This is a genomic window from Furfurilactobacillus cerevisiae, assembly GCF_048961765.1.
GTDB lineage: Bacteria > Bacillota > Bacilli > Lactobacillales > Lactobacillaceae > Furfurilactobacillus > Furfurilactobacillus milii_A.
On the sequence record NZ_CP185253.1, the window covers coordinates 1055845 to 1081869 of the forward strand.

The window sequence follows — 26025 nt, forward strand, 5'->3', positions numbered from 1 at the left end:
CTCATGGCTAATCAAGTAAAAGTTACTTTAGTGAAAAGTGCCGTTCACCAGAAGCCCAAGGTTCGTAATGTTGCGTATGGTTTAGGCTTAGGTCGTGTTAACAGCACGGTCGTACGTCCTAACAACGAAGCAACACGCGGTGCCATCGCTAAGATCGCGCACTTAGTCACAGTTGAAGAAGTTAAGTAATCACATTTCTAGCGTAAGGAGGTGCCAACCTAATGAAGTTGAACGAATTACAACCAAGCGAAGGTTCTCGTAAAGCACGTATGCGCCGCGGTCGCGGTACATCAGCCGGGAACGGTAAAACTTCCGGTCGTGGTCAAAAGGGTCAAAAGGCTCGTAGTAAGACACGTGTCGGTTTTGAAGGGGGTCAAATGCCTCTGTACCGTCGTATTCCAAAACGCGGTTTCACTAACATTAACCGTAAGGAATACGCCATCGTTAACTTGGCTTCCTTAAACAGTTTTGATGAAGGTGCTGATGTTACACCAACTACCTTAGTTGAAGCAGGTTTAGTGAAGAACGAAAAGAGTGGCGTTAAGGTTCTTGGTAACGGTGAAGTTACTAAGAAGTTGACAGTCCACGCTAACAAATTCTCAAACGCAGCTGTAGCTGCAATTGAAGCAGCCGGCGGTAAGACTGAGGTGATCTAGTTGATCTCGACGATTTCGAATGCTTTTAAGAGTCGTGAAATCCGAAATAAGATCTTCTTTACCTTGTTTGTCTTAATTGTCTATCGGTTAGGCTGTTATATTACCGTTCCCGGAGTTGATGCGCATGCTTTACAAGCAGTGGCAAGCTCCGGGCTTGTTAATGTAATGAACATCTTTTCCGGTGGTGGTTTGACAAACTATTCCTTGTTTGCAATGGGGGTTTCCCCGTTTGTTACTGCTCAAATTGTTGTTCAATTACTCCAAATGGATATTGTGCCGCGGTTTGTTGAATGGAGTAAACAAGGTGATGTAGGTCGGCGTAAGTTGAACCAGGCGACACGTTATCTAACGATTGTGTTAGCCTTTGTTCAATCAATCGGTATCACAGCTGGTTTTAACGTCTTAGCTTCCATGCATTTGATCAAGACACCAAATGCACAAACGTTCATTATGATTGGAATTTTGCTCACTGCTGGAACAATGTTTGCTACTTGGCTGGGTGATATGATTACTCAGCGTGGGCTAGGAAATGGTGTTTCAATGATTATTTTTGCCGGAATCATTGCGCGCACCCCAGTTGGTGTTCGTCAATTATGGCAAGAAAACGTCACTGACGCCTCCAAAGGCCAAATGTGGCAGGGCATCCTGTTCATCGTTGCTGTTCTCGTTCTAGTTATCGTGATAATCGTTGCTGTAACGTGGGTACAACAGGCTGAGCGGCGGATTCCGATTCAATATACGCGTCGTGCAACCACTTCTGGATCTGGCAGTTACCTGCCTTTGAAAGTTAACGTTGCCGGTGTTATTCCAGTTATCTTCGCTAGTTCTTTGATTTCGACGCCTCAGTCAATTCTGTTGGCGTTCCAAAAGAGTCATGGTGCGGATAACTGGTACCAAGTGATGTCTCGTATCTTCAATATGCAAACAACTGAAGGTGCCATTCTTTACACTGTATTAATCGTCTTGTTTACATTCTTCTATGCTTTTGTTCAGGTTAATCCTGAGAAATTGTCAGAGAATTTACAAAAACAAGGTAGTTATATTCCAAGTGTTTGGCCTGGTAAAGACACACAAAGCTATGTTTCTCATTTGCTCATGCGTTTAAGTACTGTCGGCTCATTGTTCCTTGGATTAGTTGCCTTAGTACCACTGTTGGCCAGTGATATCTGGGGCTTAGACGAATCCATTGGTCTTGGTGGTACGTCATTACTGATCGTTGTTGGGGTTGCCATTGACATTATTCGTCAATTGGACGGCTTAATGATGAAACGACAATATGTTGGTTTCATCCAAGATGATGCGCTTGAAGCACATGGAACAGAAAAACAGGAGGATTAATCATGGCATTCAATTTGATTCTGATGGGCTTGCCTGGTGCTGGTAAAGGTACGCAAGCACAAAAGATCGACGAAAAATATCAAGTACCGCACATTTCAACGGGGGATATTTTCCGCGAGGCAATGGCTAACAAGACTGAAATGGGACTTGCTGCTAAAGCTTACATTGATAAGGGTGAATTGGTTCCCGATGAAGTCACGAACGGTATTGTTCGTGACCGTCTCAGCCAACAGGACGTTTTAACGAACGGCTTCATGTTGGATGGGTATCCACGGAACTTAGATCAGGCAGCCGCTTTAGATAAAATGTTGGCTGACTCTGATCGTCACTTGGACGCCGTGATTAATATCGACGTTGAACCATCGGTGTTAGTTGATCGCTTATCTGCACGGTACATTTGCCGTGCATGTGGCGCAACCTATAACCGCATTAGTAACCCGACCAAGGTTGAAGGAACCTGTGATGTTTGTGGATCGCATGATTTCTATCAACGTGACGATGACAAGCCTGAAACGGTTAAGAATCGTTTGGCTGTGAACATTAAGATGAACACGCCACTGGTTGATTACTATAAGAATCAAAATGTTCTGCACACCATTAACGGCGATCGGGACATTGACCTCGTCTTCAAAGATGTTGCTGACGTTCTTCAGTCAGTTAACGACTAGAGTGTAGTGTTTGCAGTCCCTTTAAGAATGTGATAAACTCTCTTGGTATGGTTTGCGCAATGTTTTTGTAAAGAGGGTGGAAACGGTGGTTTTCGCCGTTTTTCCGTCGTTCGACGCCACCGTATTTATAAAATACTTTTTTACAAGGGAGGTAAACCTGCTTGGCTAGTGACGTAATTGAAATCGAAGGTACTGTTAAAGAAACGTTGCCTAATGCAATGTTTAAAGTAGAACTTGAAAACGGTCACGAAATCTTGGCTCATGTGTCGGGTAAGATTCGGATGCATTACATTCGTATTTTACCTGGTGATAAGGTAACTGTTGAAATGTCACCTTATGACTTAACAAAGGGTCGGATTACGTACCGTTTCAAGTAATACCTAAGGCCTCATAATTCTGGAGGAAATATCATGAAAGTAAGACCATCAGTTAAACCAATGTGCGAACACTGCCGTGTTATCAAACGTAACGGCCGTGTTATGGTGATTTGCTCAGCAAACCCAAAGCACAAGCAACGTCAAGGTAAATAATTCATATAAAAGGAGGTAATTGTTATGGCTCGTATTGCAGGTGTTGACTTACCACGTGACAAACGGATCGTGATCGGTTTAACTTACATTTTCGGAATCGGTAATACTTCAGCTCAAAAGATTTTGGCTGAAGCTGGTGTTAGCGAAGACGTTCGTGTTCGGGACTTGGCTCCAGAAGACGAAGATAAGATTCGTGCAATTGTTGATAACTACAAGGTTGAAGGAGATCTTCGCCGTGAAGTTAGCTTAAACATCAAGAACTTACAAGAAATTGGTTCATACCGAGGCATGCGTCACCGTCGTGGTTTACCAGTGCGTGGACAACACACTAAGAACAACGCACGGACTCGTAAAGGCCCAGCTAAATCAATTGCTGGTAAGAAGAAGTAATTCAAGATAAAGGAGGTTAGCATTTCTTATGGCAGGTAGAAAAACATCGCGTAAGCGTCGTGTGAAAAAGAACATCGAGTCAGGTGTTGCACATATTCACTCAACGTTTAACAACACTTTAGTTATGATTACTGACGTTCAAGGGAACGCTGTTGCTTGGTCTTCAGCTGGTGCTCTTGGTTTCCGTGGTAGTCGTAAATCCACTCCTTTCGCTGCACAAATGGCCGCTGAAGCCGCAGCTAAAGGCTCTATGGAACATGGCATGAAGACGGTTGAAGTTGCCGTTAAAGGCCCAGGTTCCGGTCGTGAAGCAGCTATCCGTGCTTTGCAATCAACTGGTCTAGAAGTTACGGCTATTCGTGACGTCACACCAGTGCCGCATAACGGATCTCGTCCTCCAAAGCGTCGTCGTGTTTAATTGATGACATCACTTATTTGGAGTGATGAACATTCATTAATTAACAAGACGAGTTTTGAAAGGGGTAAACAAAAGAATGATCGAATTTGAAAAGCCAAATATTCACAAAATCGATGAAAGTAACAACTATGGGAAGTTCATCGTTGAACCACTTGAACGTGGTTACGGAACAACATTAGGAAATTCGTTACGTCGGATTTTGCTTTCATCTTTGCCTGGTGCTGCTGTCACCAGTATTCAAATCGATGGTGTACTTCACGAGTTCTCAACTGTTGAGGGCGTTGTTGAAGATGTTACACAAATCATCTTGAATATGAAAAAGGTTTCTTTGAAGATGGCGACCGATGAAGAAAAGGGAATGGACATCGACGTTAAGGGTCCTGCGACTGTCACTGCTGGTGATATTCAAACGGATGCTGATGTTGAAGTTATGAACCCTGATCTTTACATCTGCACGGTAGCAGACGGTGCCACTTTCCACATGCACTTAACTGCAAACAAGGGCCGTGGATACGTTTCAGCTGATGAAAACAAAGCTCGTCAGGATGATATGCCAATTGGTGTATTACCAATCGATTCCATTTATACCCCAATCGAACGTGTCAACTACCAGGTTGAAAACACTCGTGTTGGTCAACGTGATGACTATGACAAGCTGACATTAGACGTTTGGACTGACGGTTCAATTACGCCTAGTGAAGCAATTAGTCTCGCTGCGAAGATTCTAACTGAACACCTTGCAATGTTTGTTGATTTGACAGATACGGCTAAGAATGCCGAAATCATGGTCGAAAAGGAAGAAACACACAAGGAAAAGATGCTCGAAATGACCATCGAAGAGTTAGACTTGTCTGTTCGTTCATACAACTGTTTGAAGCGTGCTGGTATCAACACGGTTCAAGAGTTGACGGATCGTACTGAAGCCGACATGATGAAGGTTCGTAACCTTGGTCGTAAGTCACTTGAAGAAGTTAAGGCAAAATTGGCTGGCTTAGGTCTTTCTTTGAAACAAGAAGACTAGTCGGACTTATCAACAAAAGGAGGGTTCAAGCATGGGCTACCGTAAATTACAACGTACTAGTTCACAACGTAAAGCTTTGTTACGCGATTTAACAACCAGTTTGATTGTTAATGGTCGGATCGAAACAACCGAAGCACGCGCCAAGGAAGTTCGTAAGACTACAGATCAAATGATTACTTGGGGTAAGCAAGGCGACTTGCATGCTCGTCGTGAAGCAGCTGCTTTCGTTCGTGACGTTGTTGCAGATGTCAAAGAAGACGGTGACAACGTTAAAGCGCAAACTGCATTGCAAAAGTTATTTGATGACTTAGCACCTAAGTTTGCTGAACGTAATGGTGGTTATACTCGGATGTACAAGACTATGCCTCGTCGTGGCGATGCTGCGCAAATGGTTATCTTGGAATTCGTCGACTAATCATTATCTGTTCAATGGTAGTCTGAATAGCTACCCTAAATATATCGACGGATGTATTTAGTATTTGAATATTCAAAATAATCACTAGTGTCAATGGTATAAAGCGTTATGATGATGGCGATCGCGTTCGCCCAGTCTAGCTTGAATGAGTTTTTTACTCGTGCCGTGATGCTAAGTGATTTTTTTGTACATAGAATTAATTGATTACACGAGTTTACTAGTGGTTTCAGCGTTGCTTGCGTATTGGTCTAGTTTTCGCTAAAATAGTGCGGTATTATTCGTTTTATAATGAGGTGAAGACTGAGTGCAAACGAAACATGCAAAGTTAATTACAGGTCTTGTAGTTGTTCTACTGGCAGTGCTTGCACTCGGGGCGACCGCTATTACGACTATTAACGCTCAAAGGCGTCACGAAGAACATGAATCACGTTTGCGTCGGCTAAGTGAGCGAGCGGCCAAAGTATTGCCTAAAGAGGCATTTAAACCTGGCGCGTACACGTTGAGTGAAAGTCATTATGTTGATGGGTATCGTGTGTTCGCCGTTGTTAACGTGGATAAACACGGACAACTTGTTAATGTCGCTTTTAATCAACTTGATCAGTTTGGATTGAATAATCCAGCGACGGCGACCGATATTACCCGCTGGAATACGGCACTGCTTAAAGAACCTAATGTCGCTAAACTGTCTTTAAAACACGGTAATAAACAGTGTTTCCAGTTATATAAAAATTATATGGGGCGTCTGATTCATGCCGCACATACCGGCGAACAACACCAGTTTAAAATTAACAACCATGCCAATACGGCAGGAAGTGGGGGAACATCGTGACAAAGATCATTTCAGTTGACGATTTATCTTATCAATATCCCGATGCAGACCGGCCAACATTAAATCACATTTCTTTTGAGATCAATGCCGGAGAATGGGTGGCTATCGTTGGCCATAATGGAAGTGGTAAGAGTACGTTGGTTCGCGCTTTGGATGGCCTTATCGATTTTAAATCGGGGACAGTTACTGTAGCCGGAACAAAATTGTCACCAGAATCGGTTTGGCTGGTTCGCGAACACATTGGCATGGTGTTTCAGAATCCAGACAACCAGTTTGTTGGAGCGACGGTGGCCGATGATGTGGCCTTTGGCTTGGAAAATGCGGGGGTACCACGTCCTGAGATGCAAAAACGTGTTCAAGAGGCTTTAGAAGCCGTCGATATGTGGCAATTTGCAGAACGCGAGCCTAGCCGTTTGTCAGGTGGGCAAAAGCAACGGGTTGCCCTAGCCGGAATCATTGCGATGAACCCCAGTATTATTGTATTGGATGAGGCAACTAGCATGCTGGATCCTCACGGACGGCAGACGGTGTTGTCTGTATTGCAGCATCTACGTCGTTCTAATCAAGCACCGACCATTTTATCAATCACTCATGATTTAAGTGAGGCCGCACAAGCACAACGATTGCTAGTCATGGATAACGGTCAGTTGATTAGTGAAGGGACACCGCGCGCTATTTTCAGTGACGAACAATTACTTGAGTCCACAGGGCTAGACTTACCGTTTAGCACAAAATTGAGCCAACAATTGGCTAAACAAGGACTAGTCACCCCAAAACAGTACCTAACAGATGACGAGTTGGAGGATTGGTTATGGCAATCACATTTGACCATGTAAACTATATGTACCAGCCCAACTCGCCGTTTGAGGCGGTCGGGTTAAGCGATGTTAGTTTCACCGTTCCTAGTGAATCGTTTACTGCGATTATTGGTCATACAGGGAGTGGCAAAAGTACACTTGTTCAGCACTTAAATGGTTTACTTAAACCCACCAGTGGCACGGTTACGGTGGATGATTTTCAGTTAACTGCCAAAACAACAAATAAACACCTAAAGTCACTTCATCAACATGTTGGGATGGTGTTTCAATTCCCTGAGAATCAATTATTTGACCAAACGGTGGAGCGTGACATCGCGTTTGGTCCCCTTAACTTTGGTTTTACTAATGAAGAGGCAATGAGTTTGGCACATCAGGCGGCTCATGACGTTGGGCTACCGGATGAGTTGCTAAAACGGTCACCATTTGAGTTGTCTGGTGGACAGATGCGGCGCGTTGCCATTGCTGGTGTCTTGGCCAGTCAACCGCGCGTGCTCGTTTTAGACGAGCCAACGGCCGGGTTAGACCCACGCGGACGAGCCGAAATGATGGCCATGTTTGCTAAGTTAAAGGCTGACCAACACCTGACGGTTATCTTAGTTACGCACCAAATGGATGATGTTGCTGACTATGCGGATCAGGCGCTAGTGATGGCACATAGTAATTTGATTAAGGCAGGCACACCTGCTGAAATTTTTGCCGATCCTGAATGGGTAAAAGCACAGCAATTGGCGTTACCAACAGCTGCTAATTTTGCGCAACACTTAGTGACTCGTGGCTTTGAGTTTGACTCGTTGCCGTTAACGGCTGAACAACTGGCAATACAGTTGCGTGGTCAGTTACCGAAGGAGGGACGTTAATGCTTGAGCAACTTACGCTCGGACGTTATATTCCCGGCCATTCATGGTTACATCGGTTAGATCCACGAGCTAAGTTGGTGTTGGCTTGTTATTTTATTGTGATCGCCTTTTTAACCACAAATTGGTTAACTTATGTGCTAATGTTTGCCTTTATTGGCGGCGTTATCTTTTTAACAGGACTGAGTTTCAGCTATTTTGTGCGTGGTATTGGTCCACTGATTTGGTTGATTGTGTTTACGGCAATTTTGCAATTATTGTTTACACCAGGCGGACACATTTACTGGCATTGGGGTATTTTAATGATTACTTCAACGGGGATTCAAACGTCTACAGCAGTTTTCTTACGTTTTCTGTTAATTATAACGATGGCAACGGTGCTCACGTTGACGACGGCGCCATTAGCGATTGCGGACGGCGTAGAAGCGCTTTTGCGGCCGCTGCGGGTTATTCACTTCCCAGTGGCTCAAACGGCTCTTATGCTCTCTGTGGCGCTTCGGTTTGTACCGACGTTATTGGATGAAGCGCAGACAATTATGAATGCGCAACGTGCACGTGGGGTGGAGTTTAATAATGGTGGTTTAATCAAGCGTTTGAGGGCGATTGTTCCATTGTTGATTCCGCTTTTTGTCGGGGCTATTGGACGAGCCGACGACTTAGCGACGGCCATGGAGTCACGTGGTTATCAAGGAGCCACAAACCGCACGCGTTACCGCGTATTGAAGTGGCATAACGCCGACACGATAGCAGTTGTTGTCATTCTTGTGTTAAATGTTGTTCTCGTCGTGTTGCGTCACATGTAAGAGTTTTTCTAGAAAAATTAGGGAGGTCGGTAATGAGTCAACGCTACAAAGTTGTTATTGAATATGACGGTACTGATTTTGCCGGCTTTCAGGTGCAGCCTCATCAGCGGACCGTTGAATCTGTATTAACGAAAGTGGTAAACCAGATTGCGAAAAATCCTCACCCAGCCATTCAGGTATTTGGATCGGGGAGAACAGATGCTGGGGTACATGCTCACGGGCAGGTGATCCACTTTGATTTGCCCAAGCCAATTCCAGCTCCTAATTTACGATTAGCGCTCAATAGTATGTTTCCGCTTGATATGGCAGTGGTGAGTGTTGAAGAGGTTGATGATACGTTTCATGCCCGTTTTTCAACGCATGGTAAGCGTTATCGTTATATTGTTTCCAATACGCCATTTGTCGATCCATTCAAACGGAACTATACTGGACACTATAAATATCCGTTAAAACTCGACAGGATGCAGACGGCGAGCCGTGATTTGATTGGTGAGCATGATTTCACCAGTTTTGTGGCTTCAGGTAGCCAAGCTAAGTCAAATATACGAATGATTTATGATATTCAAGTTCACGAGCGTCCTGAAGATCATGAATTTGTGTTTGATTTTTATGGCAGTGGTTTTCTCTATAATCAAGTTCGGATTATGGTAGCATTGTTGTTACAAATTGGTAATGGGCGTCGGCCGGTTAATGACATTCCACGAGTGATGGCGGCTAAAGATCGCGAAGAAGCGCGTGAAACGGCACCGGCTAGCGGTTTGTATCTGGAATCTGTGCTGTATGACAAACACGTTTCAGATGAAAATAACAATTGACTTATGAGGGGCAGGACAGTACACTATTACTTGGTATTGTTTGCCCCACGATAAGCCCCGGAAAGTTTTATCGAGTGTCAAACAGACAAGAAATTGGAGGAAAATACCGTGCGTACAACATATTTAGCAAAACCAGGTGAAGTAGACCGTAAATGGTACGTGGTTGACGCCACAGACGTTCCTTTGGGACGCTTAAGTTCAGTCGTTGCTTCTATTCTTCGAGGCAAGAACAAGCCAACATTTACCCCTAATGTGGATACGGGTGACTTTGTCATTGTTCTTAATGCTTCAAAAGTAGGCTTGACTGGTAAGAAAGCCACAAACAAGATTTACTATCACCACTCAAACCATCCAGGTGGTTTGAAGTCACGCACTGCAGGTAACTTTCGTGATGAAAACCCAATTCGGTTGATTGAAACTTCCGTTAAGGGCATGTTGCCAGCAGGTACGCTTGGTCACAAACAACTGCTTAAGCTTCACGTTTATGCAGGTGACCAACATGATCAAGCTGCACAACAGCCAGAAGTTTTGGATATTACTAAATTAATCTAAGGGGGAAATCACATTGGCTACTGTTCAATACGCCGGCACAGGTCGTCGGAAAAACTCAGTTGCTCGGGTTCGCTTAGTTCCCGGTACTGGTAAAATTACCATGAATGGTAAGGATATTGAAGACTACATTCCATTCGCTAACTTGCGTGAAGTGGTTGTTCAACCATTTGCTGCAACAGAAACGACTGGTAATTACGATGTTATGGTTAACGTCAATGGTGGTGGCTTCTCCGGTCAAGCCGGTGCCACTCGTCACGGTATTGCCCGTGCTTTACTGACGGTTGACCCTGATTTCCGTTCAGCTTTGAAGGGCGCAGGTCTTTTGACCCGTGATGCTCGGATGAAAGAACGGAAGAAGCCCGGTCTTAAAAAGGCCCGTAAAGCTTCACAATTCTCAAAGCGTTAATCTTATCATTATCGACTTTGGATTCAAAAAGAACCTGCCAATTGGCGGGTTCTTTTTTTGCAGATCATGTTAATCAATGAAGGTTTTCAACTTTTCTATAGAATTTAGTAGAAAAAGTTGAGAGTCTTTTTTTATTTTTGTCAGTTTGACTAATTTGTCTATGGTTCACCCCAAGATTGTGTTTTATATTAACAATGTGATTTAAATAAGACCCGTTAGTCAAGCGGTTTAAGACACCGCCCTTTCACGGCGGTGACATGGGTTCGAGTCCCATACGGGTCATTTTATTGGGATATAGCCAAGCGGTAAGGCAACGGACTTTGACTCCGTCATGCGCTGGTTCGAATCCAGCTATCCCAAGTTTGCAAACATACTAATACGCCTTGTTAAGATTTTTGAGTTTTAATGGGGCGTCGTTGTAAAAGGCACCCGTAAAATGTAGGAAAACGGCAGGTTAGAACTGTTGGTTTTCCTACATTTTTTGTATCATGAATCACATCAGAGTGTAGGAGGAATTTGATGTGAGACGTGATTTAAGAGAAGGAGTGACGATTTACGTGACTGAAAATATTAAGCCTAACTTCGCCGAGATTGCCCGGCAATATAATGTTGATTATCGAACCGTTAAGAAAGCCTATGAGGAAGTCAAAGCTGGACTTAAGGGCCGACCAAGTGGTCGACCGAAACGGCCAAGTTTACTGGATCCATTCAAGCAAACCATCGATTCAAAGCTTGAACTAAATTGTTCGGCTGCTTCAATTTTTAAATTTATCCAGAAGAAGGGCTTTACCGGCAGCTATACCCTCGTGAAAGATTATTGTCGCCAAACCCGCCGAGAACGAGTTAAGAAAGCTACCATTCGGATTGAACATTCCCCTGGTCTCTCTGCTCAAGTTGACTGGAAAGAAGAAATGGCCCTAGTGAGCAGCGAGGGTGAGCTGTTTAAATTCAATATTTTCTTGTATGTATTGCCTTATTCAAAACTCAAATATATGACACTAACCTTTGATCGGAGCCAAGATACCCTCTTTTCTTGCTTACACGACGCTTTCCTTCATACCGGAGGTATTCCGACGGAAATCTGGTTTGATAATATGAAAACCGTTGTGGATCATACAAAATCCCAGTTTGGCCACGCTGTCTTTAACGAACGGTTCCACGAATTCTGTAAAGATGCCGGTTTCACACCAATTGCTTGTCGACCATTCAGACCACAAACTAAAGGTGCAGTTGAAGCCCTTGCTCGCACGGTTGAACGTTTACGGCCATACAATACTGAATTTGCTGATGGAACTGAGCTAATCGAACTAGTTCATATGCTCCGAGATGATCTAAATCATGAAACTTCGCAGGCCACGGACGAAGTCCCGTACCTGAAATGGTTAGACGAAGAAAAAGAGTACCTTCATCGCGTTCCAGTTAATCTCCTTGAACCATACTTCGAAGAAAACATTACCCGTGTCGTTTCGAAGGAGGCCATGATCAATTTCCGCAAATGTAAGTACTCAGTAGATCCGCGATACATTGGTTGTACGGTTGCTGTTGAAATCTCCAATGATGAGCAGCGCATTCACATTTATTATAACGGAGAAGAAATTCGTACGCACTCCATAACTACCAATTCGCTGAATTATGACCCCCAAGATCAGTTCAATATCCTCAAATCTGATTTGCTTAAAGGGCGGACAGATGAAGACATTTCAGCTTACATTCGTGAACATATGACTGATTACGACAACTTATAGGAGGCTACCATGACCACTAATAATCAAATTCTTTTAAATAATCTTGAGCGCTTAGGGTTAAACAAAATCCGTGAATACTTGCCGAATTACCTTGATCAAATTCACACTGATAATCTGTCATTAACTGAGGCGCTAATTGATTTAACTAATTCGGAACTCCAGAATCGACACGAAGGTCAGATTGCACGGGCCATTGGCCGTGCTCGGTTCCCCAATACAAAATCCCTAGATACATTTGATTTTAGCTTTCAACCCAGTATGAATCGCCAAGAGGTTCTGGAATTCCAGAATCTGGCTTTTATGGAAAAGTCTGAAAACTTAATCTTTATTGGCAATCCGGGAGTCGGTAAAACCCACTTGGCAATTAGTATTGGGATTGAGGCCTGTAAACAGGGCTGTCGGGTTCTCTTTATTAATTGTCATGAGCTGTTGATTAGATTGAGAGCAGCTTACGAAAAAGGACTGCTTGATCGATCTCTAAGCCGCTATTCGCGCTATGACCTATTAATTATTGATGAAATTGGGTATTTGCCAATTGGTCACCAAGAAGCTAACCTCTTATTTCAGCTAGTCAATGCCCGCTATGAAAAGCATTCAACGATCATTACCAGCAATAGTGATCTATCCGCTTGGGTTGATATTTTCCAGAACCCAACTGTGACAGCAGCCATTCTCGATCGCTTGGTTCATCATGTTCACGTAGTGAAGATCACTGGTAAATCTTACCGATTACGTGGCCTCAAGTAACTGCCGAAAACCTACATTTCTTTCTGCCGAAAACCTACATTTTTAAACTGCCCTTGACAGCGTCGTTGGTATGTTTTTTTCTTTCTGCCTTTGTTTATACATATCCCGCGTTATGTCTATACAGAAAAATGAGTTTGTGGAACATCATGTAATTAGATTTTAAAAGATGGGAGACAAGGCATGAAAACAGCTAAGGAAGCGCTTGCGAAATCATTAAAAACATTGCTACAAACTCGGTCATTTGATGAAATTGCGGTAAAACAAATTGTTTTAGACAGTGGCGTTAATCGACAGACTTTTTATTATCATTTTCAAGATAAATTCGATTGTTTACAATATCTTTTCTTTAACGAGGCCAGGGATTTAATTCCAGAACAAATATTATTAAGTGAGTGGAAAGCAAGATATTTAAGTGTATTTAGATACTTAGATGTTAATCATAATTTTTGTAGACATGTTGAAGTTTCGTCAGGATATTCTCAACTTTCAGATTTTGTCCTAGATTGTATTAACTTAATCGTACAGGGAATGACGAGAAAAGTATCTGTTAATGGCGCAGATTCTTTTGGATCAGGGAAGGACTTATCAGTATTAGAATATGGACTTCAGGGTGTCATCATGAATTGGTTTAGAGATGGGCTTCGGGAAAATCCGACGCTATTGATAGATGGTGCGGCCAATTTTACAGAAGAACAATTGGAAATTCTGTTACGTGATAGTCAATGTGTAGACAAATCCGACAAAGTGTCTGGATGTTAGTCATAAGTGCGTATATGTCTATGTTATGAATTCGCTTTCAGAAATATGCTCACTGTGTAATAAGAGCACGAAATCAATCAAACGTGCTTTTGAAATATTCGGAAGTTGATGAGGAGCAACATTTATCCGGATATTTAAACAAACACAGAAAGGATGTTCTTAAAGTGGAAAGTAAGGAAAAGGTTACGCCAGTTGATACTGCTAAAGCAAATCAAATAACTGGTTTTCAACTTTTCTCGATGACAACGTCGATGGTTATGACCGTCTACGGTTTTGCGGCCTTCGCTAAGCAAGGGCCGACAGCATTGTTCTTCCTGTTTCTTGCCGGTATTTTGTGGTTTTTACCAGTTACAAGAGCTGCCGGAGAAATGGCATCAATTGATGGATGGAGTAAAGGAGGAATCTTTACTTGGTCTCGAACAATGTTGGGCGAGAAGACAGGCTGGGCCGCTTTATTTTATCAATGGATTCATATCACTGTTGGTATGAACACCATGATGTACTTTATCATTGGATGTTTATCGATAACCTTAGATTTACCGATTATCAATAATAATCCAGCAGTTAAATTTATTTTAATGATGATTTTACTTTGGGGCCTTATTCTATTGCAACAAAGGGGTACAAAGGTGACTGGGAAAATTGCGCAATGGTGTTTTTCCTTGGGAGTTATCATTCCAGTATTCTTCCTGTTGATTCTCTTTGTAACTTATTTGGCGCAAGGGAACCCAATGCTGATTCGGATTAATTTTTCTACCATTTTTCCTAAGAGTTGGACAGGTAGCGTATTAGTTGGATTTGTGCCATTTATTTTGGCCTTCGCTGGTGCTGAAGGCTCTGCACCGCATGTTAAGGATCTAAATAAGCCAAAAGTGTACCCCAAGGTAATGCTTGCCTTAGCATTTGCAGCCATTCTTTCAGATATTATCGGATCTATGGCGATTGCGGGCACCATTCCGAATAAGCAAATTCAATTAAGTACAGGTATTGTTTACGCCTATGGTGCACTGGTTAAACGCTTCGGCTTTGGTGTTGTATTTATTGAAAAGCTAACCGGTTTGCTACTAGCCATAGGGGTAACTGGAGAAATTAGTAGTTGGGTTGTTGGTCCCAATGCAGGGATGTTTGAAGCCGCAAAAGCTGGCTTCCTACCACCGCGTTTTTCAAAAGCTAACAAATATGGTATCGAAACCAATGTCATGATTTTACAGGGAGTCATTGTTTCAATCATGGGAGCCTTGTTGACATTTGGTGCTGGTGGCAACAAAGCTAACCTGTCATTTCAAACTGCTATGAGTCTCACAGTTGCACTCTATACGTTGATGTATATGTTAATGTTTGTCAGCTACATCGTCTTACAGCTCAAGCATGATGACTTACACCGAACGTTCTTTGCCTCTAGAAGTAAGACATTACGCCTTATTTATGGAACTTTAGGATTTGTCCTTTCAGCATTTGGTTTTGTCGTTACGTTCTTTCCACCAGCAGCATTATCTGCGGCTTCGAAACATACGTACATGGTGTTGCTGCTAAGCGCATTTGTCGTTGTGTTCTTTATTCCATTCATTTTATACGCTTATCACAAACGATGGGCATCAGAGCTTGGTATTGATATTGAAAATCAATCCGTAAAGACAACAGCAACGGAAACCGAACACGCAGGTACTTCAGAACAACATAACAACTAGATTTAAAAGAAAAGGAGAAAATCATATCTTGAATAGATATGACGGTGACAAATTATGGATAAAAACATTGAACTTGAAGAATCCTTTTTAGGTAGCGTTGAAGCAGGAAAGTCATTGCCAACGGATACGTTACCTGAAGAACCGATGGATGCAGATATTGCCGAACAATTGGTCCAACATTATCGTTTGAACGAAGCAAAGGCTAATCAAAACTTGGCGACCTTTTGTACTACACAGATGGAACCACAAGCAGACAGACTGATGACTGATGCACTCAATACTAATGCAATTGACAAATCTGAATATCCTAAGACAGCGGCTATGGAAAGTTACTGTGTTAGCATGATTGCACATTTATGGCATGTCGGTGAAGGCAAGAAGATGTATAAAGACTTTATTGGTACATCAACCGTTGGTTCCTCAGAAGGATGCATGCTTGGTGGATTGGCTTTACTGATGTCATGGAAAAATCGTGCCAAGGCTGCTGGCTTTGATATTGAAGATTTGCATGTTCACAAGCCTAACTTGGTTATTATGTCTGGCTATCAAGTTGTTTGGGAAAAGTTCTGTACCTACTGGAATGTTGATATGCGTCAAGTACCGATTGATCAAAACCACATGTCACTAGATACAGATCACGTTATGGATTACGTTGATGACAACACAATTGGAATTATCGGAATACAAGGCATCACGTACACAGGGGCCGTTGATGACATTGAAAAGTTGGACCAATTGGTTACTGAATATAATAAAACGGCTACACTTCCAGTTCGAATTCACGTTGACGCCGCTTTTGGGGGCTTGTTCGCACCATTCGTTGATGGATTTAAACCATGGGATTTTCGTTTGAAGAATGTTGTCTCAATCAATGTCTCAGGACACAAGTATGGCATGGTTTATCCTGGTATTGGTTGGGTCGTATGGCGTGAAAACACCACTGATGTTTTGCCTAAAGAAATGCGATTTGAAGTTGCATATTTAGGTGATAAAGTCGACTCGATTGCAATCAACTTCTCACATAGTGGCGCACATATTACCGGTCAATACTATAATTTCATTCGGTTTGGTCTAACCGGATACAAGGCAATCATGAACAATGTTCGCAAGGTTTCCCTAAAGCTGACTGACGAACTGAAAAAGTTTGGAATTTTTGAAATTTTAAATGATGGTTCCCAATTACCAATCAATTGTTGGAAGTTAAAGGATGGCTTAGATCAAAATTGGGACTTATACGATTTGGAAGACGCATTGGCTAAGTACGGTTGGCAAGTGCCGGCATATCCACTTCCTAAGGACCGTGATGATGTTATCATTAGCCGAATTGTTGTCCGTCCTTCCATGACCATGACAATCGCGGATGATTTTATCGATGATTTGAAATTGGCTATCAACAATCTTAACAAAGCCAAATTGGTTCATTCTGATCCAGAAACAGCTAAGACAAACGATACAGTGGCGTCACATTAATTACCTAATTAAATAGCGACCTCTCTAACTGAGAGGCCCAATACATAAATGAGGAAAGGGGCTTTAATATGCCAAAAGAAACACATAGAAATGTCAGAGTGAGATATGCACCGAGTCCTACTGGATTTTTGCACATTGGGAATGCGCAATCTGCCTTATTCAACTTTCTTTATGCGCGTCACTTTAATGGGACGATGGTACTACGGATTGAGGATACTGATGTAAAAAGGAATGTTCCACACGGTGAAGACAGTCAAATCGACAACTTACACTGGCTGGGAATTGATTGGGATGAAGGACCGGATAAGCCCAATCCAAAATATGCGCCATACCACCAAACGGAACGTATCGATTTGTACCATAAATATATAGAACAGCTGTTAAAATCTGGGGCAGCATATAAGGATTACACAACTGAAGAAGAGTTAACGACTCTTCGCGATGATCAACGGGCACATAATATTGCACCACATTATGACGGTCGATGGTACAATCGCAGCGTTGAGGATCAAAAAGAGGCTGAAGCCAAGGGGTTAAAGCCGGCGATTAGATTACATCTGCCAGCTAATCATGTTTATGAGTGGGAAGATATCGTTAAAGGCCATGTTGAATTTAATTCAGACAACATGGGTGGTGACTTTATCATTGAAAAAAGCAATGGCATACCGACGTATAATTTTGCCGTTGTTATTGATGACTATTTAATGGACATCACTGATGTCCTGCGCGGCGACGATCACATTGCTAATACGCCTAAGCAAATTGCCGTTTACGAAGCTTTAGGAATTGAACATCCAAACTTTGGTCATATTACTTTGATTTACAATCCTAAGACACGTAAAAAGTTGAGTAAGCGTGACAAAGAAACGCTACAGTTTATTAGCCAATATAAAAATGAAGGATACTTGAGTGAAGCAATTTTTAACTTCATAACATTTCTCGGTTGGTCCCCAGTTGGAGAGAAAGAAATTTTTAGTAAAGAAGAGCTGATTAAATTATATGATCCAACAAGAATGTCTAAATCTCCCGCTTATTTTGATCAACAAAAATTAGATTGGATGAATGCAGAATATATTAAAGCCCTTAGCATCGAAGATTTGACTAATAGATCAATGTCGTTAATTAGCGAAGGGCAAAGTGAAATTGCTAAAAAAGTTCAATCTCTTGCATTGCCAAATCTAAAGGAATTCGTGAAACAAGTTGGTAAAATATATCAACATGATTTGCATAAATTAACAGAGTTGCTTAGCAAGGTCTACTTTTATGCTAATATTCAAAATGAAAGTATTGATTACACTCAATTGAATGCTTTTGATAAGGAAGAAGTTGAAAAAGTTCTTAAGGGATTTAGTTTCGAATTAGACAAATTGACTTCAACATCTTCGATGCCTGCAGAAATTGATTATAACGAATTGATAAAAAAGGTAAGATTAACTATGGGTGTATCTGGACGAGCTCTATATATGCCGCTGGATGTTGTTTTTACTGGTTTTCAATCTGCTCCTCAAATTGATGAAATTTTACAATTGTATTCATTTAATACAATTAAGCAATTAATTGACAAGGGGCTGTCAAGCCTTTAATACAGCATAGAGAAAGCCGGATGGTAAAGATCTGGCTTTCTTATGTTTAAGTATTACTATATAGATTAGTATTAAATGAGTGCTGTGGTTTTAGGCATGGATACTCTATTTTAAATTCTAAGAGAAGGAGGAGGTACAAATGTACGGATTAATTTTAGCTGCCGGTATCGGTTATTATCTTTTTGTCTATCAGGGTATTGAGAGGACCGGATCGCTCGAACAAAAGAACCAGACTGAAGTACGTTATCCAAAGTCTGCTGAGGATGCCATACGTGAATACCGTCGTGTACGCCTCCCCTGGAATGAAGACATAGGAGAAATGTTTGTCTACTCTCATCGATACCCTAGGAATATATTGCCAGAAATAAAAACAAGAAAGCAGTTATTTAAGCAATTTGAGAGCGAAGTGAATAGTCTTCGGCTAAGTGGGCAGGTTCCAAACCGTCGAGTACGATTTATAGATAAGGTTGATAGATCTCTAGATTTGACCACGGTAAAATCTGTCACTAGAAACGACGCGGTTGAAAAATATAGACGGCAGATGGAATATTTGTCGCTTTTTACAAAAGATCCTAATCCATTTCCTCTGTTGCGAGATAGAATCACTGAAACGTCTATTTATTCGCGGCCGGGAAATGAAAGTTATTATCAGGCAATTGATTACGCTGGAACGTTCCCGAAGTTTTTACAAGATTACTATTTCTCACTTTATTTGCCTTCTCAAAATGAGTGGCAGTTATATGTTATGAAACAAAGAAGAGCCTTACATGAAATTGAGACAGATGTATTTTCTTTTTTGGGTACAGACACGACTACATCGGACACTCAAAATGTCACCATAACCTTATTTTCAACAGTAGGTTTAGAGTTGATGGCAGACATATTGAGACCAAATCGCACCGTTACGCCGCAATTAGAGAGGTATCAACAGGCATTTAATGCCGGGGTGTGGAAGGAATATTTCCCATACACTTGGGCAATGGTAAATCGAAAGGATGCTTTGAAAGAGTTAAAGAGTTGGACTCAAATGTTGCAGGCAGAAGAAAAAGAAAACTGATGATGACACGTTTTTACGTCACCGTTAAATGAATGGGCCACTTAACATGGTTATGTTTCGATCTTCTTTCTTGAACAAAAGAATTTTACTTCATTCTTTCCTAAATCAGTTTTGAACTGCATATTTACAAACAAAAAGGGAATTTGCCGATTTGGCAAGTTCCCTTTGCTGTAATCAGAATAGACTCAATGCAATCTCTAAAGTTTAAATGTTTAGCAATCAGTCCGTAGCCTTCAACGCCGACACCATATCCACACGCTTCAGACGTCGGTGGGTGAACCAGATGACGATTGCTGTGAAAAGCGCCATTAGAATGGCAGCAATGATATAGCCAGGCCAATGGATGACTAGTGGGAACATCACCTGGGCCGTCGTTGCCTGCTTTAAAATATACCAAGTTAGGGCATTTCCGATGCCGTAGCCTAAAATGACACCCACAACCGTGAGGACAATATTTTCACGGGCAACGTACATCGTGACCTCTCGATCATAAAAGCCTAAAACTTTTACTGTTGATAACTCACGAATTCGTTCTGAAACATTAATGTTTGTTAGGTTATACATCACGACAAACGATAATAGTCCCGACATCACAATGAAAATGACGACCACAGGGTCTAGCGTGGCTGACATGTTATCAATTGTGGTTCTTTGATCCGCGACAAAACTTGTGCCACGAACCGCACCAGATTGTAACAGTTGGTGCGCAAGGCGATTTCGTTGTTTGCTCGACTGTGCATTCAGTTTGACAAGAAGCGCGTTGCTGTTGCTGGCCTTGTGCCAGACATGTTGATAGGCAGCGGGGCTCAGATAAAGGTAGTCGCCAATATAATTCTTTGTAATGGCTGCCACCTTTATTGACCGATTGGTAGCTGACGTGAGGTTTACGTTGATACTGTCGCCTACGTGAGCTCCAAGCAGTGTCGCCGTTTTCTGTGATAATACGGCGCCACGTTGAGGCAGCACGATGTTACTGCCTCCTGGTGTCGTGAGGCGAACATAATTCGCGAAGTCCGTTGTTTGAGGGATGAAGACATTGACCGAGGAGACACTCTCATTTCCGTGGCAAACTTTAGCAGTAGTAGTGGCGATGGGGGTGCTCTTTTGGTAGGATTCACTTTGTTGTAGCAGGTGTTGTGTCTTATTAATGTCAGTATCTGCGCCATGAAGTGATACGACAGCCTGGTAACGCACGATATCACGATATTGGCGGGTGCCCGCAGTTGTGATTGAGTCGCGAATGCCAAAGCCACATAGAATCAGCGCGCACCCGCCCGCAATGCCCACGATTGACATTACCATGCGACTTTTATAGCGGAATAAATTGCGATAGGACACTTTTTGATTAAAGTTTAGCCGTCGCCACAGTGGTGTAATGCGCTCAAGTAAAATCCGTTTGGCAGACTTAGGCGGCCTGGGCAACATCAAAGCGGCAGGTCCCTCTTGCAGTTCACGCCAAACAACAAAACCGGCTGCACCAACCGTGGCGATCAGGGAGAAACACAGGGCTAAAATAATCGAAGACCATTCCAAACGGACCGTAGCGGACATGGGGATGGTTGAACTGTACAATGCCAGCACGAAGCGTGGAATCGTTTCATTTCCCAGTAGGGAACCGATGACACCGCCAATTGTGCCGGCCATTAAAGCATAAGCGAGATAATTCCGTGCAATGGCCCACTTGCTGTACCCCAGCGCTTTAAAGGTGCCAATCTGGGCACGCGCTTCTTCAACCATGCGCGTGATGGTCGTAAAAGTAATGAGGGCTGCGATTAAAAAGAAGAAAACGGGAAAGACATTAGCGATGGCCGAGATCCGCTCACTGGATTCGCCATACGACGAGAACCCCGGCAAATCTGAGCGGTCCTGCCAGGTATAGTGCGTTTTCGTTTGCTGCTTGATTTTATTTCGAGCGCTTGTCAGTTTGCTCTGAGCCGCATTAATCGAAGCTAGTTGATTGGTTAACTCAGGAGTTGAGGTCATCGTGCCACCACTTGTTCGTGTCACTTCTTGTTGAGCGGCTTGCAAACGGACTTTGGCCGCTGTGAGCTTATTTAATTGGTCATTAAGCTGTTTCGTTGCAGTAACATAGAGTGCACGACTTCGTTGATCGGCTCGCGGATTTAAAACTGTTTTGAGTTGCTTCAACTTGCGGTTACGAGCAGTGACGTAATGGTTTGAATAAGTGTCCGTGCCTTGTAAGGATTTAAACCGGACGGATAGTAGACTGGCCGGCATTTTTAACTGGTTACTTGGCACGGCTGCAAAAAAACGGACCGTTCCATCACCGACATTGGTGACGCCGCGAAGGCCATTATCAATATATTGAGGTGAGTCGACGAACCCAACAATGGTGAATGTCCGGTGCTGGAGAACTTTGTTTTTGCTGAAAGTAAAGTGTTGACCGAGGCGATAGCCATAATCCGTCTTGGCCTTGTTATCAAGCACAATTTGGTTGGCTCGTTTTGGCAGATGGCCGGTGCGTAACACAAGGCGATTTAGGCTTGTCTTAGTGGAATAGCCGTATAGCGCAACGGCAACTGCGTTGGAACCACCAGTAGCGTATGTGAACTTGGTGGCCTCAGCCGTTGCGTCAGACACACTGTTGGCAGCGCGCACGTCATCGTTTGTAAAACCAGTATTAGATAGTAGTTGCACGTCGCTTAAATGGCTGCGCTGCACTGTGGTGGTCATCGACTCGTTTAATACGGGACCGGTAGCACGAACGCCAACAAAGATAAGACTGCCTAGCAGGATGATTAAGATGATAGCGATAAAACGACCACGCGAGGCCTTTATTTCACGAAATAGGTTTTTAGTCAGCGGTTTCATCGTTTCTCACCACTCAATCTCAGCAATTGGTGTCGGGTCAGGATTGTTAATTACTTCGCGCACACGGGCATCGTTAATGTGGATGACACGGTCGGCCATGGCGGCGATGGCTGCATTATGGGTAATAATCAGGACCGTTTTATTGTCACGGCGAGAAGCGTCTTGTAGAAGCTGTAACACCTGTTTACCAGTTTGAAAATCTAGTGCACCGGTTGGTTCGTCACATAATAAGAGTTTAGGATTTTTGGCTAATGCGCGAGCAATGGCAACACGTTGTTGTTCACCACCGGAGAGCTGCGCAGGAAAATTGTCCAAACGTTTGCCCAAGCCAACCTTCTGGAGGGTAGCCTCAGCATCTAGCGCATCAGGGACGATGGAATTAGCTAACTCTACATTTTCTTTAGTCGTAAGATTAGGTACAAGGTTATAAAACTGAAACACAAAGCCAACTTGGTCGCGTCGATATTGCGTTAATTGCTGATCGGTGTAGCCAGCAATATCCACACCATCAATGAAGACTTCACCTGAGGTCGGGGAATCCATGCCACCAAGAATATTGAGAACTGTTGATTTGCCAGCACCACTTGGGCCTAGAATCACAGTAAGTTGGCCTTGTTCACAAGTGAAACTCAAGTCATGATTGGCATCAATGGTCGTTTCGCCCATTTGATAGGTTTTGAATTCGTGTCTTACATCAATATATGCCATAAGTGCCTCCTGTAACGATTACCTTTATTATGCCGATGTCATAAAATAGAGACAAGAATAAGCTTTGCCATTGTTTGTTTAAATTGATACACTTTACTAATTGCATTTTACTAATGAGTTTATTACAGTGACTCATGAGAGGGAGCGCTAATAATGGCACAGATTCGTGATTTGTTCGTCAAAAAAGATACGAGCAATGATATTTTAAAACAATCTGGTTTGGAAAAAACGTTATCGGCTTTTAACCTCACGACCATGGGAGTGGGCGCCATTGTTGGGGCTGGAATTTTTATTACACCCGGAGTTATCGCATCGCTTCACGCTGGACCAGCGGGGATGCTGTCATTTGTGTTAGCAGCGTTTGTCTGTGCCTCAGCAGCGCTGTGTTATTCGGAATTCTCCTCAACGATTCCATTGGCCGGTAGCGCCTATACCTATGTTTACACAGTGTTTGGCGAGCTGGTTGCGTGGGTACTAGGTTGGTCACTGGTATCAGAATATATGTTTTCTGTTTCCTCAGTGGCCACGAGCTGGTCAGCGTACTTTCAAAATATTCTTGCTGGGTTTGGCTGGCGGCTCCCAGTTTTCTTGCGGGCTGCCCCAGGAACGGCCAGCGTACCAGGTGGGCGTTTTGATTTAATTGCCTTTTTAATTGTCATGATTATTTCTGTGTTGTTACTTGGTGGTGTGCATGAATCAGCGCGTGTCAACACGGCGATGGTCGTACTGAAAATTGCGGTTATCTTGCTTTTTATTGGTGTTGCAGTCTTCTATGTGAAGCCAGCAAACTATCATCCCTTCATGCCGTTCGGCGTTGGCGGGGTCTTTAAGGGGGCAGCGTTAGCCTTTTACGCGTACGTTGGCTTTGACGCCGTGTCGTCGGCCGCCGAAGAAGTTAAGCGTCCGCAACGCGACATGCCCATCGGCATTAGCATGTCATTGGTAATTGCGTCTATTTTGTACATTGCGTTGGCAACGGTATTGGTCGGCATCGTGAAGTATACCAAACTGAATGTGGCTGATCCCGTCGCTTTCGCTTTACAATACCTTCACTTAACAAACTTGTCTGGCATTATTTCACTGGGTGCGATTGTGGGGATGACGACGGTATTGCTAGTCATGTCCTACGGTGGTACACGACTGATCTTTGCGATTTCTCGTGATGGTCTGTTACCACAACGATTGCACAAGCTGAGCCCGAAAACACATGTGCCAGTATCAAACACCATTCTATTTGGCTTGTTTGCTGCCGTATTTGCTGCTTTTATTCCCATCAGCTTAGTCTCAGAGTTGGTTAATATTGGGACATTGTTCGCTTTTGCACTGGTTTCATTAGGGGTCGTGTTCCTGCGGCGCAATCCTGATTTTGCACATGTTAAGGCAGCTTTCCATGTGCCGTTTTATCCATACTTGCCGATTTTGTCATTCATTCTCTGCATCGGCTTAATGCTCATGTTACAAGTCTTTACGTGGGTTGCATTTGTCATCTGGCAGGCAGTAGGGTTAACGATTTATGCGATTTATGGATACCGTCATAGTTTAGCGCGGCAACGATTATATAAGTGATTTTGTCTGAATAAGAATCTTAAACTCAAAAAATGAGCCTATGTATTTTACATATGCTCATTTTTGTTACCAACGATTTAATTAATAACCAGCTGACAGGTCGACTTGGTTGCGACTGACCAGTCCGGTGCTGACAAACGTTTTGAGGTTGTCGTACAAAATCGGGAAGAGACGCGTATCAAGGTGATCAACAACACCGGATACGTGCGGCGTGAGCAGAATGTGGTCATTAGCCCATAGCGGTGAATCCTTTGGCAACGGTTCTGGGTCCACAACATCCAGCGCGGCGTACTTAACGCGAGACTGTTTTAGGGCATTCAGCAAAGCTTCGTTGACGACAGAAGACCCTCGACCAACGTTGATAAACAACAGCTTATGGTCTAGCTGATCAAAGAACTGCTGGTTAAAGAAGCCGGTTGTGGCTGTTGTTCCGGGCATCACGTTGATGATGATGTCAGCTTTTGCCAAACCTTTTTGATAGTCATCAATCGCATACGTTTCGTCAAAATTATCCGCTGGATGGCCAGTTCGGTTGACACCGGCGACATGAACATTCATTTGGTGTAGCAAACGTGCAGTTTCGACGGCAATGTGGCCAGTGCTGAAAATAATGGCCGAGGTTTCGTCAGCTACTAGCAGGTCGTCTGCAGATTGTTCCCAGAAACGTTGTGGCCGTCGTTGCTCCGCCGTCCAGAGACCACGGGTGAAATAGAAGATATATCCCAAGATGGCCTGGGCAATTGCTGGACCATGAATTCCACTGGCGTTAGTCACTACGATGTGATGTTGCGCAATTTCTGACAGTGGCAAGTAGTCGACACCAGCAGAAAACGTTTGAATCCACTTCAAATGGCTGTGCGGTGCTTCTAAAACAGGCAAACTGATTTCGGCATTCCAACCGTACATAATGGTGATATCGTCCGGTGACACTTGTTTACGGGCGATGTCATCTGCAGTGACAATATTGACACCCATGTTTCTAACCGTTGAGCGTTGTTCTTCTGATAATGGCATTATTGCTAATAATTGTTCCATCGATGCCGTCCTCCTCCTGATCTACAGTTCATACGAATTTATTATAACGTGACTGAGCAAAGATAAGTTAGTTAAAGCGCTCGTTAAGTTACTTAACAGTATCGTCGTTTAAATGCTGAAAATTAGATGTGAAAATGAAAGTAAATCGTCCTTAAATTTGAAAACTCATTTATCAGTCGATATAATTTGTAGTAGAGAGCGGTTTCATTCAATGTTATTTTTACATAATGTCTTGTTTACAATTGAATTGACCGCCACATGATAATGCTGTCAGGGTTCTGGATAGTCCACCAGGACGTTTGCTCAGTTTATTTTGTGAAGT

28 protein-coding genes and 2 tRNA genes are annotated in these 26025 nt (G+C 43.0%); 27 read left to right on the plus strand and 3 right to left on the minus strand.

All coding sequences use genetic code 11. The features are described 5' to 3' along the window. The first annotated feature begins 3 nt into the window (after positions 1-3). The 26 genes from rpmD to ABUE36_RS05135 all read left to right on the plus strand — a co-directional run bounded on the left by rpmD (position 4) and on the right by ABUE36_RS05135 (position 19562). Entirely contained in the window at positions 4-189 is a 186-nt protein-coding gene (gene rpmD / locus ABUE36_RS05010; protein WP_017262668.1) for a 50S ribosomal protein L30, read from the plus strand. 32 nt (positions 190-221) lie between these two features. Then, on the plus strand, positions 222-656 hold the full coding sequence (gene rplO, locus ABUE36_RS05015; protein ID WP_017262669.1) for a 50S ribosomal protein L15: 435 nt from the start codon (positions 222-224) through the stop codon (positions 654-656). After that, entirely contained in the window at positions 657-1994 is a 1338-nt protein-coding gene (gene secY / locus ABUE36_RS05020; protein WP_161001052.1) for a preprotein translocase subunit SecY, read from the plus strand. Positions 1995-1996: 2 nt separating this feature from the next. Then, positions 1997-2662, plus strand: coding sequence for an adenylate kinase (locus ABUE36_RS05025; protein ID WP_161001053.1), 666 nt, complete (start codon positions 1997-1999; stop codon positions 2660-2662). Positions 2663-2823: 161 nt separating this feature from the next. Beyond that, complete coding sequence (infA, locus tag ABUE36_RS05030) at positions 2824-3039, plus strand: translation initiation factor IF-1 (protein WP_017262672.1); 216 nt, start codon at positions 2824-2826, stop codon at positions 3037-3039. Between the two features lie 33 nt (positions 3040-3072). Next, positions 3073-3192, plus strand: a complete 120-nt coding sequence (gene rpmJ / locus ABUE36_RS05035; protein WP_081495882.1) for a 50S ribosomal protein L36 — start codon at positions 3073-3075, stop codon at positions 3190-3192. Between the two features lie 24 nt (positions 3193-3216). Beyond that, the gene (gene rpsM, locus ABUE36_RS05040; protein WP_017262673.1) at positions 3217-3582 is read left to right on the plus strand and encodes a 30S ribosomal protein S13; all 366 of its coding nucleotides are present in this window, start codon (positions 3217-3219) and stop codon (positions 3580-3582) included. Positions 3583-3610: 28 nt separating this feature from the next. Continuing rightward, positions 3611-4000 (plus strand): 30S ribosomal protein S11, encoded by a 390-nt coding sequence (gene rpsK / locus ABUE36_RS05045; protein ID WP_017262674.1) that lies wholly within the window; start codon positions 3611-3613, stop codon positions 3998-4000. Positions 4001-4076: 76 nt separating this feature from the next. Beyond that, positions 4077-5021, plus strand: coding sequence for a DNA-directed RNA polymerase subunit alpha (locus tag ABUE36_RS05050; protein WP_017262675.1), 945 nt, complete (start codon positions 4077-4079; stop codon positions 5019-5021). Between the two features lie 31 nt (positions 5022-5052). After that, the gene (gene rplQ / locus ABUE36_RS05055) at positions 5053-5436 is read left to right on the plus strand and encodes a 50S ribosomal protein L17 (RefSeq protein ID WP_017262676.1); all 384 of its coding nucleotides are present in this window, start codon (positions 5053-5055) and stop codon (positions 5434-5436) included. Between the two features lie 304 nt (positions 5437-5740). After that, complete coding sequence (locus ABUE36_RS05060; protein WP_161001055.1) at positions 5741-6265, plus strand: hypothetical protein; 525 nt, start codon at positions 5741-5743, stop codon at positions 6263-6265. Continuing rightward, a complete protein-coding gene (locus ABUE36_RS05065; RefSeq protein WP_186337559.1) occupies positions 6259-7101 on the plus strand; it encodes an energy-coupling factor ABC transporter ATP-binding protein in 843 nt (280 codons plus the stop codon). Before ABUE36_RS05060 ends, ABUE36_RS05065 begins: the two co-directional genes overlap by 7 nt. Further along, a complete protein-coding gene (locus tag ABUE36_RS05070) occupies positions 7077-7940 on the plus strand; it encodes an energy-coupling factor ABC transporter ATP-binding protein (RefSeq protein ID WP_161001057.1) in 864 nt (287 codons plus the stop codon). The genes ABUE36_RS05065 and ABUE36_RS05070 overlap by 25 nt, the downstream gene beginning before the upstream one ends. Continuing rightward, the gene (locus tag ABUE36_RS05075) at positions 7940-8740 is read left to right on the plus strand and encodes an energy-coupling factor transporter transmembrane component T family protein (protein WP_017262680.1); all 801 of its coding nucleotides are present in this window, start codon (positions 7940-7942) and stop codon (positions 8738-8740) included. Before ABUE36_RS05070 ends, ABUE36_RS05075 begins: the two co-directional genes overlap by 1 nt. A 32-nt stretch (positions 8741-8772) precedes the next feature. Beyond that, complete coding sequence (truA, locus tag ABUE36_RS05080) at positions 8773-9555, plus strand: tRNA pseudouridine(38-40) synthase TruA (RefSeq protein WP_161001058.1); 783 nt, start codon at positions 8773-8775, stop codon at positions 9553-9555. Positions 9556-9663: 108 nt separating this feature from the next. Next, positions 9664-10107 (plus strand): 50S ribosomal protein L13, encoded by a 444-nt coding sequence (rplM, locus tag ABUE36_RS05085; protein WP_017262682.1) that lies wholly within the window; start codon positions 9664-9666, stop codon positions 10105-10107. Between the two features lie 13 nt (positions 10108-10120). After that, entirely contained in the window at positions 10121-10513 is a 393-nt protein-coding gene (gene rpsI, locus ABUE36_RS05090; RefSeq protein ID WP_161001059.1) for a 30S ribosomal protein S9, read from the plus strand. 209 nt (positions 10514-10722) lie between these two features. Next, a tRNA-Glu gene (locus ABUE36_RS05095) sits at positions 10723-10795 on the plus strand. Positions 10796-10801: 6 nt separating this feature from the next. After that, positions 10802-10873: transfer RNA gene (locus ABUE36_RS05100), tRNA-Gln, on the plus strand. A 161-nt stretch (positions 10874-11034) separates the two neighbouring features. Then, positions 11035-12258: an IS21 family transposase gene (istA, locus tag ABUE36_RS05105; protein ID WP_003555353.1), complete on the plus strand. Its 1224-nt coding sequence runs from the start codon at positions 11035-11037 to the stop codon at positions 12256-12258. 9 nt (positions 12259-12267) lie between these two features. Next, positions 12268-13005, plus strand: coding sequence for an IS21-like element helper ATPase IstB (istB, locus tag ABUE36_RS05110; RefSeq protein WP_014386885.1), 738 nt, complete (start codon positions 12268-12270; stop codon positions 13003-13005). Positions 13006-13185: 180 nt separating this feature from the next. After that, entirely contained in the window at positions 13186-13764 is a 579-nt protein-coding gene (locus tag ABUE36_RS05115) for a TetR/AcrR family transcriptional regulator C-terminal domain-containing protein (protein WP_421017259.1), read from the plus strand. Positions 13765-14003: 239 nt separating this feature from the next. After that, positions 14004-15452 (plus strand): amino acid permease, encoded by a 1449-nt coding sequence (locus ABUE36_RS05120; protein WP_162855602.1) that lies wholly within the window; start codon positions 14004-14006, stop codon positions 15450-15452. Between the two features lie 54 nt (positions 15453-15506). After that, on the plus strand, positions 15507-16922 hold the full coding sequence (locus tag ABUE36_RS05125; RefSeq protein WP_421017260.1) for a glutamate decarboxylase: 1416 nt from the start codon (positions 15507-15509) through the stop codon (positions 16920-16922). A 68-nt stretch (positions 16923-16990) separates the two neighbouring features. Then, positions 16991-18505: a glutamate--tRNA ligase gene (gene gltX, locus ABUE36_RS05130; RefSeq protein WP_421017261.1), complete on the plus strand. Its 1515-nt coding sequence runs from the start codon at positions 16991-16993 to the stop codon at positions 18503-18505. A gap of 139 nt (positions 18506-18644) precedes the next feature. Continuing rightward, positions 18645-19562, plus strand: coding sequence for a hypothetical protein (locus ABUE36_RS05135; RefSeq protein ID WP_421017262.1), 918 nt, complete (start codon positions 18645-18647; stop codon positions 19560-19562). Between the two features lie 219 nt (positions 19563-19781). On the opposite strand, the gene ABUE36_RS05140 is transcribed toward ABUE36_RS05135, so the two are convergent. Further along, the gene (locus ABUE36_RS05140) at positions 19782-22394 is read right to left on the minus strand and encodes an FtsX-like permease family protein (protein ID WP_421017263.1); all 2613 of its coding nucleotides are present in this window, start codon (positions 22392-22394) and stop codon (positions 19782-19784) included. Positions 22395-22400: 6 nt separating this feature from the next. Then, positions 22401-23102, minus strand: coding sequence for an ABC transporter ATP-binding protein (locus ABUE36_RS05145; RefSeq protein WP_421017264.1), 702 nt, complete (start codon positions 23100-23102; stop codon positions 22401-22403). A gap of 153 nt (positions 23103-23255) precedes the next feature. Here ABUE36_RS05145 and ABUE36_RS05150 point away from each other — a divergent pair, with 153 nt between their 5' ends. After that, on the plus strand, positions 23256-24668 hold the full coding sequence (locus ABUE36_RS05150; protein WP_162855592.1) for an amino acid permease: 1413 nt from the start codon (positions 23256-23258) through the stop codon (positions 24666-24668). Positions 24669-24749: 81 nt separating this feature from the next. Here the strand turns inward: ABUE36_RS05150 and ABUE36_RS05155 are convergent, their stop codons facing one another. Continuing rightward, entirely contained in the window at positions 24750-25703 is a 954-nt protein-coding gene (locus tag ABUE36_RS05155) for an NAD(P)-dependent oxidoreductase (protein WP_421017265.1), read from the minus strand. Between the last annotated feature and the right edge of the window lie 322 nt (positions 25704-26025).

Coding starts and splice junctions, on each gene's coding strand:
- rpmJ (WP_081495882.1), top strand. CDS start 3,073: ATGAAAGTAAGACCATCAGTTAAACCAATGTGCGAACACTGCCGTGTT.
- ABUE36_RS05115 (WP_421017259.1), top strand. CDS start 13,186: ATGAAAACAGCTAAGGAAGCGCTTGCGAAATCATTAAAAACATTGCTA.
- truA (WP_161001058.1), top strand. CDS start 8,773: ATGAGTCAACGCTACAAAGTTGTTATTGAATATGACGGTACTGATTTT.
- ABUE36_RS05120 (WP_162855602.1), top strand. CDS start 14,004: ATGACAACGTCGATGGTTATGACCGTCTACGGTTTTGCGGCCTTCGCT.
- istB (WP_014386885.1), top strand. CDS start 12,268: ATGACCACTAATAATCAAATTCTTTTAAATAATCTTGAGCGCTTAGGG.
- rplQ (WP_017262676.1), top strand. CDS start 5,053: ATGGGCTACCGTAAATTACAACGTACTAGTTCACAACGTAAAGCTTTG.
- rpsM (WP_017262673.1), top strand. CDS start 3,217: ATGGCTCGTATTGCAGGTGTTGACTTACCACGTGACAAACGGATCGTG.
- ABUE36_RS05070 (WP_161001057.1), top strand. CDS start 7,077: ATGGCAATCACATTTGACCATGTAAACTATATGTACCAGCCCAACTCG.
- ABUE36_RS05125 (WP_421017260.1), top strand. CDS start 15,507: ATGGATAAAAACATTGAACTTGAAGAATCCTTTTTAGGTAGCGTTGAA.
- ABUE36_RS05140 (WP_421017263.1), bottom strand. CDS start 22,394: ATGAAACCGCTGACTAAAAACCTATTTCGTGAAATAAAGGCCTCGCGT.
- ABUE36_RS05150 (WP_162855592.1), top strand. CDS start 23,256: ATGGCACAGATTCGTGATTTGTTCGTCAAAAAAGATACGAGCAATGAT.
- rplO (WP_017262669.1), top strand. CDS start 222: ATGAAGTTGAACGAATTACAACCAAGCGAAGGTTCTCGTAAAGCACGT.
- ABUE36_RS05025 (WP_161001053.1), top strand. CDS start 1,997: ATGGCATTCAATTTGATTCTGATGGGCTTGCCTGGTGCTGGTAAAGGT.
- rpmD (WP_017262668.1), top strand. CDS start 4: ATGGCTAATCAAGTAAAAGTTACTTTAGTGAAAAGTGCCGTTCACCAG.
- ABUE36_RS05145 (WP_421017264.1), bottom strand. CDS start 23,102: ATGGCATATATTGATGTAAGACACGAATTCAAAACCTATCAAATGGGC.
- ABUE36_RS05075 (WP_017262680.1), top strand. CDS start 7,940: ATGCTTGAGCAACTTACGCTCGGACGTTATATTCCCGGCCATTCATGG.
- ABUE36_RS05050 (WP_017262675.1), top strand. CDS start 4,077: ATGATCGAATTTGAAAAGCCAAATATTCACAAAATCGATGAAAGTAAC.
- ABUE36_RS05155 (WP_421017265.1), bottom strand. CDS start 25,703: ATGGAACAATTATTAGCAATAATGCCATTATCAGAAGAACAACGCTCA.
- ABUE36_RS05135 (WP_421017262.1), top strand. CDS start 18,645: ATGTACGGATTAATTTTAGCTGCCGGTATCGGTTATTATCTTTTTGTC.
- rpsK (WP_017262674.1), top strand. CDS start 3,611: ATGGCAGGTAGAAAAACATCGCGTAAGCGTCGTGTGAAAAAGAACATC.
- gltX (WP_421017261.1), top strand. CDS start 16,991: ATGCCAAAAGAAACACATAGAAATGTCAGAGTGAGATATGCACCGAGT.